The organism is Cecembia lonarensis LW9 (assembly GCF_000298295.1).
In the GTDB taxonomy this organism is placed as follows: domain Bacteria; phylum Bacteroidota; class Bacteroidia; order Cytophagales; family Cyclobacteriaceae; genus Cecembia; species Cecembia lonarensis.
In genome coordinates this window covers 63,252-70,878 of sequence record NZ_AMGM01000016.1, presented here as the reverse complement: position 1 = coordinate 70,878, position 7,627 = coordinate 63,252, and the positions used below count along the sequence as shown (strand labels likewise).

General features: G+C 38.9%; 7 protein-coding genes. 1 reads left to right on the top strand and 6 read right to left on the bottom strand.

Features of this window, described 5'->3' with window-relative positions:
• Positions 1-7: 7 nt before the first annotated feature.
• Complete coding sequence (locus B879_RS07345) at positions 8-430, bottom strand: rhodanese-like domain-containing protein (protein ID WP_009184525.1); 423 nt, start codon at positions 428-430, stop codon at positions 8-10.
• A 154-nt stretch (positions 431-584) separates the two neighbouring features.
• Here B879_RS07345 and B879_RS07340 point away from each other — a divergent pair, with 154 nt between their 5' ends.
• Complete coding sequence (locus tag B879_RS07340; RefSeq protein ID WP_009184524.1) at positions 585-1,952, top strand: transglutaminase-like domain-containing protein; 1,368 nt, start codon at positions 585-587, stop codon at positions 1,950-1,952.
• Between the two features lie 40 nt (positions 1,953-1,992).
• Here the strand turns inward: B879_RS07340 and B879_RS07335 are convergent, their stop codons facing one another.
• The 5 genes from B879_RS07335 to B879_RS07315 form a co-directional block, all read right to left on the bottom strand.
• A complete protein-coding gene (locus B879_RS07335) occupies positions 1,993-2,211 on the bottom strand; it encodes a hypothetical protein (RefSeq protein ID WP_083847933.1) in 219 nt (72 codons plus the stop codon).
• Positions 2,212-2,277: 66 nt separating this feature from the next.
• Entirely contained in the window at positions 2,278-3,006 is a 729-nt protein-coding gene (locus B879_RS07330) for a lysophospholipid acyltransferase family protein (RefSeq protein ID WP_009184522.1), read from the bottom strand.
• Positions 3,007-3,097: 91 nt separating this feature from the next.
• Complete coding sequence (locus B879_RS07325; protein WP_009184521.1) at positions 3,098-5,101, bottom strand: alpha-ketoacid dehydrogenase subunit alpha/beta; 2,004 nt, start codon at positions 5,099-5,101, stop codon at positions 3,098-3,100.
• 144 nt (positions 5,102-5,245) lie between these two features.
• A complete protein-coding gene (locus B879_RS07320) occupies positions 5,246-6,496 on the bottom strand; it encodes a M48 family metallopeptidase (protein WP_009184520.1) in 1,251 nt (416 codons plus the stop codon).
• Positions 6,497-6,508: 12 nt separating this feature from the next.
• Positions 6,509-7,561 (bottom strand): PorP/SprF family type IX secretion system membrane protein, encoded by a 1,053-nt coding sequence (locus B879_RS07315; protein WP_009184519.1) that lies wholly within the window; start codon positions 7,559-7,561, stop codon positions 6,509-6,511.
• Positions 7,562-7,627: the final 66 nt, after the last annotated feature.

Here is a 7,627-nt window from a genome sequence, read left to right as displayed (position 1 = left end):
TTTTTATTTATCTGGTGATGGGGTATCGTCTCCTTGCCCAATCAATAATTCCACCGTCTAAATTATATATTTTTTCAAATCCGTTTCTTTGCAAAATTGCTGCGGCTTGTCGGCTCCTTGCCCCAACTGTACAGTAAACATATATGTCTTTATCTCTTGGGAGAGCTTTGATCTTTTCTTCAAAATCTTTTTGGTAAATGTCAATTCCTACTGCATTCGGAATGAAGCCCTGTTGTATCTCAGCCAAGGTTCTGACGTCTACAATAATCCCGGCTCCACTCTGAATTAGTTCATGGAATTTTTCAGCATTTACATTTTCAAATGTAGGATGCAACAAAGGACTATCCGAAGGGTTTTCGGTATTGGCCTTTCTGGGATCACATGCTGAAAAGAGAAGTAGGCTCAAAAATATAAAATACAGTTTCTTCATCAGAATAGGAATGGCTTTTTAAATTCAATCCGTTAAATTAATGGAATAATTGGACTACCTGTGTATTTCTTGTCACAGATAGGATATTATGAGATGTTGGTCCACTTAGTCAGTTGAATTTAATTCACCCATCCATGTAGGAAAATAGCTTTAAATGAAAAATAAGATACACTCGTTTCATACCATATCATTGGTTGGTTTAATACTGTTATTACTTAGCTGTCAAAAATCCGGCAATCAAAATACAGAAACAACTAATCAGATACCCATTGAAACCAAAAAGAAGGTTTCAATTGCTGAGATTGAAGAAGGAATTAAGCAGTATATAGAGCAGGAAAAAGAAGCAAATAATGGTTTTTTCCTTGTTAATGACGAAGAAAAAGAGTTAAGGTTAAAATTGGTCCGGGTACATACAGAATACCTCTCCAATCTCGGCCCTAACCGTCATTTTGCCTGTGTGGACCTTGCTGATGAAAAAGGAGATGTTTATGATGTAGATTTCTTCCTTGAAGGAGAGCCTGGAAATATGAAGGTGACGGAAACCTCACTTCATAAATTGAATGGTAAACCTAGATATTCGTGGAAGCAATTGGTCGATAAAACATGGCGAAGAGTTCCCGTTGAGCAGTCTTCAAATGAATTATTAGGGGTTAAAGAAGGAGCTGATTCATTTGAGTTTTATTATAGTGCTGTTCTTCCGACTATTAAATCGAAAGCCAGAATATGGTTACCCATTGCGCAATCTGATGATTTTCAAGAAGTAACAGTCAAAACCATCAATGTCCCTGGAAGAAAGTCCACTCAAGTGGATAAAATGTATGGGAATACGATTCTGTTATTGGATGTGGATGCCAGTGATAGTGGAAAAAGTATAGAAATTGTCTATGAAGTTAGCAGAAAAGAAAAGACACCTTATCTCCGCTCTGAAGAAAATATAAGCCACTATTTAGAACCTAATAACTTGCTTCCTGTAGGAGGAAGGTTTAGAGAAATTGCAGAGGAGGCGATCAGGGGGAAGGAAAATGATGGAGCTTTGGTGCATGCCCGTGCATTGTACGATTATATCATAGATAATATGCGGTATATGAAATTTGGAACCTATGGAACCGGAAGTGCAGATTTTGCCTGTGATTCTAAAACTGGAAATTGTACAGAGTTTCACTCCTATTTTATTTCATTAGCGCGGTCCATTGATATTCCAGCTAGGTTTGCCATAGGAGCTTCCATTCCTTCCGAGAGAAATGAGGGCGGGATTGATGGATACCATTGTTGGGCAGAATTTTACGCAGAAGGCAAATGGTGGCCTGTTGATATCAGCGAAGGGAATAAGTATACCGCACTTGCTACTTATTATTTTGGCAGACATCCGGCAAATAGGATTGAGTTGAGTAGGGGTAGAGACTTAAAGCCTAGTACGCTGCCAAGCTCAGGCCCTATTAATTTTTTAGCTTATCCTATCATGGAGGAAAATGGGGAGATGCTCTATCCTAAAACCAGTTTTTCTTTTAACAGATTGGAATAAAAAAGGCTTGTATTTAAACAAGCCTTTTTTCATTTTCCGATCAATCGTCTGAAGAGGGGTGCTCTCCTCCACTGGGGTGTTCCCCACCTGAAGGATGTTCATCACTGTCGCCAGGATGCTCTTCTTCGGAAGGATGTTCATCTGTTTGCTCTGTTTCTTCTTCGGTTTTCTTATTGCCACAGGAGGTTACTGTGGTGCCTATCATGAAACCAAAGACCAATAACATAACCAGGATGGATTTTAGTTTTTTAAATGACATGTTTTTAAGTTTTGGTGATTGTTGGTTGAAATTCCCTTCAATGTACAAAAAAAAATCTTTTCAAAACTACTCATGTGTTAAGATCATGGCCCCTAATCTGTTATAACATTTATCGGACAGGCTCTGGTAATCTCCGTTTGCTTGATAAGGTTTGGGGTCAATGGGAGCTGAAAAATAAATCCTCACCTTACCTGGTCGAAGTAAAATTGACCCTCTTTTCATAATCCGGTCTGCGCCAATTACCGCCATGGGTAAGATGGGAGTTCCTGTTTCAACTGCAATTCTAAAGGCTCCCCTTTGAAAAGGGAGTAAGGTTCGGCTAGTGTTATTTCTTGTTCCCTCAGGTGCTACAACAATAGAAATTCCTGAGCTTAAAATTTTTAACAGCCTTTCTATGGAAAGCTTTCTTGATGCAGCATCTTTCCTGTCCACCCAAACTGCTACCCGAGAAACTACAAATCCGAAAAGGGGAACTTTGGAAAGCTCTTTTTTCCCAATGGCTCTGATTTCCTGTGGGATAGCAACTGGTATTACCGGGGCATCTATAAAAGACCGATGGTTGAATATATAGATGTAAGGTTGATTTGGCTTTACATGTTCCCTCCCATGAACTTCATAGCGTATGCCTGAAAGAAATGACCAGATTTTTGCCCAGATCCTGATGAAAAAAAAGGAAATTCCGCCAGATTTTGGGCTGATAATCAATGGAATGACTATAAATAAACCTAAGATTAACATTAATACAATGAATATCAGGGCTGAGTATATGGTATAAACCCAAAGTAGAATTTTCATTTTATTGAAACATTAAGTACCTTTAATGTCGAAAATTAATCTTAACTCTTTGCTTGCACTGCCCCTGAAAGCGCTTTTCAGGGGCTTATTTTTAGTAGGCGGCTAAAGTCTTTATTTTTTCACGAAACCGGTCTTTAGGTAGGAAGTTTTTTTCAAGGTTAGGTGAAAAAGGGACAGGAGTATCAAGACTTCCTTCCCGCATCACTGGAGCATCCAATAATTCAAAACAATTTTCGGATATCCATGCTACGATTTCTGCGCCAATACCCCCCGTCAGGCAATCTTCCTGAAGGAAGATAATTTTCCCGGTTTTTTTCACTGTTTTTTTAACAGCCTCCTTATCCCAAGGTAAAAGTGTCCTTAAATCTAAAATATCCGCATCAATTTCCAGTTCATTTGAAACATTCAAAGCCCAATGTACACCCATGCCATAAGTAATGATACTTAATGCATTCCCTTCTTTGATTAATTTTGCTTTGCCAATTTCTTCTGTGAAATAATCATCAGGTACAGGATCTGAAATGGAGCGGTAAAGTGCTTTGTGCTCAAAAAACAGATAAGGGTTTGGATCCTCAATCGCTGCATTTAACAAACCTTTGGCATCTATTGGATTGGATGGATAAACTATTTTTAATCCAGGGGTATGAAAAAACCATGCTTCATTGGATTGGGAGTGAAAGGGTCCCGCGGCAACACCTGCCCCTGTAGGCATTCGGACGACTACATCTGCATGTTGCCCCCATCTGTAATGGATTTTAGCCAAATTATTCACAATTTGATTGAATCCGCAGGTTACAAAGTCCGCGAATTGCATTTCTACCATCGCTTTATAGCCTTTGATGGAAAGCCCCAAAGCCGTACCGATAATGGCACTTTCACACAATGGTGTATTTCTGACCCGTTCTTTTCCAAATAGGTCCACAAAACCCTCAGTAACTTTAAAAACGCCCCCGTAAGTCCCAATATCTTGCCCCATTAAGACTAGATTTGGGAATTTCTCCATGGACTGCTTTAGCCCATCTGAGATAGCATCAACAAATCTTTTTTCTGAAGTATTTTTGCCAGGTGGAATCACAATTTGATGATAAGGGGCATAGATGTCATTCAGTTCTTCCTCTGTATTGGCCACTATCGCTTCTTCGGCAAAAGCAATTTCCAACCCCTTATTGATAGCCGTCTTGACCTTTTTATTCAGCTTTTCTTTCACTCCCTCCGACAAAACCCCAATTTCTTCCAAGTATTTTTCATAATTGTCTACCGGGTCTTTCAAAGACCAAGTTTCCATAAGACTTTTTGGAACATATTTGGTACCGGAGGCTTCCTCATGTCCCCGCATACGGAATGTGATGGCTTCCACCAATACCGGCCTTGGATTTTCCCGTAGATCTTCTGCTAAGGTTTTGATCGTGTGATACACCTCCAGTACGTTATTGCCATCCACCCTTATGGCTTCCATTCCGTATCCCGGACCTTTTTCAGTAAAATATTTAAATGCAAATTGTTCCTCACTAGGGGTAGAAAGACCATAACCATTATGTTCTACCACAAAAATTACAGGTAACTTCCAAACAGCGGCTATATTAAGTCCCTCGTGAAAATCCCCCTCAGAACTAGCACCATCCCCGGTAAAAACCAATGTCACTTTATTTTCTTTGTTCAGCCTGTGAGCGAGTCCTATACCATCAGCTATGGCCATTTGAGGACCAAGATGAGAAATCATTCCTACTATATGATGCTCGTTGGTGCCAAAATGGAAAGATCTATCCCTTCCTTTGGTAAAGCCGGATTTTTTCCCTTGGAATTGAGCGAAAAGTCTTTCTAAAGGAAGTCCTCTCCCTGTGAAAATTCCCAGATTGCGGTGCATGGGCAAGATGTACTCTTCTTGTTCCAATGCATTGACTGCTCCAATAGATATTGCCTCTTGTCCCCAACCACTGAACCATTTGGAGATTTTTCCTTGCCGCAATAAAATGAGCATCTTCTCTTCAATGCGTCTGGGCATGATGAGAGACTCATAAATTTTCAATAAGGTTTGGTCATCGTAAGATTTTCTATCAAAGGAAATTGCCTGAGTGGCTTCAATTGAATGGGCCATATGGGTTTATTTTTTTGCCAAATTAGAACAAAAAAGCAATGGAAAAAACCGCCCCGCCAAATTGTGATCAGGAGGATACAAATTTTGACTTGCATCATGTAATGCAAGCCGGGGAACTGTAAAAATTGAAGTTATTATTTTGTTTTAACTGTAATCCACTGCAGGTTCCTCCAATCTGCTCAATCTTTGCAGTAATGGTGGGTGCGAATAATTCACAAATACATACCAAGGATGTGGATTGATATTACTCAAGGTGTTGGCAGATAGTGTCTTCAATGCCTCAGCCAGAGGTTTGCCATCGTAAGTTTCCTTGGCAAAAGCGTCTGCTTCAAACTCATTTTTTCTGCTGAGTATGTTCATACCTATTCCTAAAACCATTGAAATGGGGGATAAAAGCATTGTAAAACCAATGATATTCAAGTGGATCGCCATTGTGCTGCCGCCAAGAGCCAAACTCATATTTTCATTGAAAATAAAAAGAGAAAGTATAAATAAAAGTATGCCTACTTGAATCATAGAGACCAGCATACTCCAAATGATATGTTTCTTCTTGTAATGCCCGATTTCATGTGCCAATACAGCCACAAGTTCGTCTGGGGTATGTTGCTCTATCAGCGTATCATATAGCACTACTTTCTTCCGTTTACCAAATCCTGAAAAGAAAGCATTGGCTTTAGAAGAACGCTTACTTCCGTCGATAACGAATATATTGTCCAGTGGAAATCCAACCGAATGTGCGTAGGCTACTATCCTTGATTTCAACTCGTTATCTTCCAAAGGAGTCAATTTATTGAAAAGAGGCAGTATCCAAGCGGTATAGAACACATTTACAAATACCATGAAGACTACAGATACTAACCAAAATTGCCACCAAAAAGAATTTCCCATTTGGTGCACCAACCAAATTAGTACGGCCAACAATCCTCCACCTATGATAATTGAGAGCAGATAGCCTTTAACTTTATCGCTGAAATATATTTTTCTGGTTGTTTTATTAAAACCAAATTTTTCTTCAATCACAAATGTCTGATAATAGTCAAATGGTATGGATAGCAAGTCAGATCCAATGAATAAAAAAGCAAAGAAAAAGAGGGAAAGCATTAGAGGATGTTCGATAAAGCCCCTTAGCCAAATATCCAGCCAACCAAAAAAGCCATAGTAAATAAAAATAAAGGTAAGCAGGAAGGAAAATGAAGAAGTTATCAATCCAAAGCTATAATTGGATTTTTGATAACTTTTTGCATTCATTAGTTTATCTTGATTTACATATTCTTGTAAAGTTTCAGGTACAATTGGCACAGGCCTTTTTATATTGAGATAGCCTAATATCTTCCCTGACAAAAAACTTAATGTAAGTATTCCCAATAATAGGTTCTTAATAAGGTCTGGTTCCATAAAACAAAACTATTAAAATTTAGGGCATGGTAAAATGGTATCCCTACCTCTTATTTTTGTTTTGTTTCTGTCTGCCAATAAAAAGGACAAGCTGATTTCATGGGCTCCACCTGATTGGATTCCCAGCTGTGATACAGTATAATCAAAACTATAGCCTACGCTGATACCGCTGATTAAATTGACTCCTGCCATAAGGACAATCGCATCTCTGTTACTCTGATTTTCTATTGGTCTATAAGGCAAACCTCTGTACCATAAACCTAGGATCAAAGGTTCTAAATATAGGTAAGCCCCCAAATCTAACTGTTCAAAAGGACCTTGTCTTTTATAATTTAAGGTAGGCACGATGTACCTTTCTTTATACATATGGGTAAAATCACGCCTATACCCTCCTGTTCCCAAAGAAATTCTGTAACCTGTATGAATGGAAAGTTTGTATGGTAAATTGCTGATGCCATTTTCCAAAAAGGATTGATTGGGTTGATTTAAATGATCAGCGGATACACCAAACCAAAATTTATCTGTAAAAAATAAACCGCCAGCAGAAAGGGATAATAAGTTAACTGGCTCACCAAAACCATCGAGGTTATTCCCAACACCTAGTAAAGGTCCGGTTGGATCAGCAGGATTGATCTGATTGGCAAAGATTAAATTCTCAAAAAAGCCAATATCCCTACGGACGTAACTTGCTCTAAATCCAGGCCTGAAATATGCCCGCTCACCCAATCTTAATTCATACGCATAAAATCCTGCAATGGTAGTGGACCTTAATTGAGCGGCTCCCTCTGTGTCACTCATGACGAGTAAGCCAACACCACTATTGTAATCATCTAGGAATGTGTCAAAGTATGCAGAAAAAGTGGTAAACTGCGCTTGTAGGCCAGGCCACTGATTTCTATAATTAAATCCGACCCTAGGTACCATTTCTGAGCCTGCAAAAGCAGGATTCAAATACAATGGAGCAGCGTAATATTGACTATATTGCGGGTCTTGGGCATAACTTTGAAAAAAAACCAAAATGCCTAAGGAGAATAAAAAAAGACGATATAGATAAGACCTTTGCAAGTTTTTATTCGTTAATTGGTAGATCGAACACATCAAGCTAAACGCTCAAGTATCCGGGTTGTTTTA